The 1,436-nt window shown below is 54.8% G+C and carries 1 pseudogene; it reads left to right on the top strand.

Going from position 1 to position 1,436, the window contains the following annotated elements:
• Window positions 1-39: 39 nt before the first annotated feature.
• Window positions 40-1,436: pseudogene (locus tag RA29_RS22185) on the top strand (hypothetical protein); the annotation flags it as partial.

Below are 1,436 nucleotides of genomic sequence, written 5' to 3'. Positions count from 1 at the left end.
AGTTCGATTTGCTGGGGTGATCCATAGGAAGGAATTGCTGTGACCTTTAATATCGCTTTTGACTATCGCTTCGATGAGGTCGGGTTTTTCGACGCCCCTGCCCGGCGCGCTGCATTGGAAGAAGCAGGCCGCATCTGGTCCAACCTGATCCAGGACGAATTTGACGATATCCCTGCCGGGGTTCCCATCACTATCCGGAACCCCGCAAACGGCAGTGAGTTTGTCACGCTGTCCATGAACGAACCGATCGACGATGTTCTCATCTTCGTCAGCGGTCGTGACTTGGGGGGGCCGCTGGGTGTCGGTGGGTTCACAAGCGGTCAGGTCCGCGGAGACATTTTCGCATCGCGCGTCTCGGGCGATTTTCGCGACACGGGTCCGGTGACAAATTTTGAACCATGGCTTGGCACCATGGCGTTTGATCCCAGTTTCAATTGGAATTTCAACATCAGCGGCCCAGTTGCTGGAACTTTTGATTTTATCACCGTGGCATTGCACGAAATTGGACACGTCCTTGGTTTCGGAACGGCACCGGTGTTTGACATGATTGCCGCAGGCGGCTTTGACGGACCAAACGCGATTGCCGTCAATGGTGGCGAACCTGTCCCCATGGAAATCGATCTGAGCCATGTCATCAGCGGATACAATGGCGACACAGTCCTGCTGGATCCGGAAACGACCATCGGCACCCGGACACTGCCCAGTGACATCGACTTGGCACTCTTGGCGGATATCGGCTATGAAATCCATGGATTTACGGCGCAAGGTAGCACCCCGCCCATTGCAACAGCCGGAAATGACATCACCATTTTCGGAACGCTGATCAACGATCTGATCGACGGTTTGGGGGGCAATGATCAAATTCAAGGCAACCTGGGCGAAGACACCCTTCTGGGCAATGCCGGCGAAGACACGCTTTTTGGTCAGGCGGGAAATGACGTTCTGGATGGCGGTGCCGATGACGACCAGCTTCAGGGCGGGGATGGCAACGATACGCTTATCGGAGGCCAGGGTTCAGATACGCTTTTTGGTCAGGGCGGGGCTGACACGTATGAAGTCCATGCAAATGGTGGCGTGGTTCGGATCTCTGGTTTCGAGTTGGGATCAGAGGTTATCCGGTTGGTGGGATCGGGGTTTGCATCCGTATCGGAGGTTGTGGACAGCATTACGAAACCCTTTAGTAATGTCTCGCGCATCACCTTTTCGGATGGCACACAAGTGGACGTGTTCCACGATTCCCAAAGTGGAACACCTTTGACAGAAAGCAATTTTCAATTGCTGCCACCGGTTGGTGATGTGTCTTTGATCGGGGATGAAAATGACAACGTGCTTGTCGCCGGTGCGGGCAATGACCAAATCCTGGGCTTCGGCGGTAACGACCGTTTGGAAGGGGCGGCTGGCAACGATACCCTGAACGGCGGCGATGGTGTTGACAC

The organism is Tateyamaria sp. ANG-S1, assembly GCF_000814025.1.
In the GTDB taxonomy this organism is placed as follows: Bacteria; Pseudomonadota; Alphaproteobacteria; order Rhodobacterales; family Rhodobacteraceae; genus Tateyamaria.
Note: the sequence above shows the minus strand (reverse complement) of the source record. Positions and strands in the feature narration are given on the sequence as shown.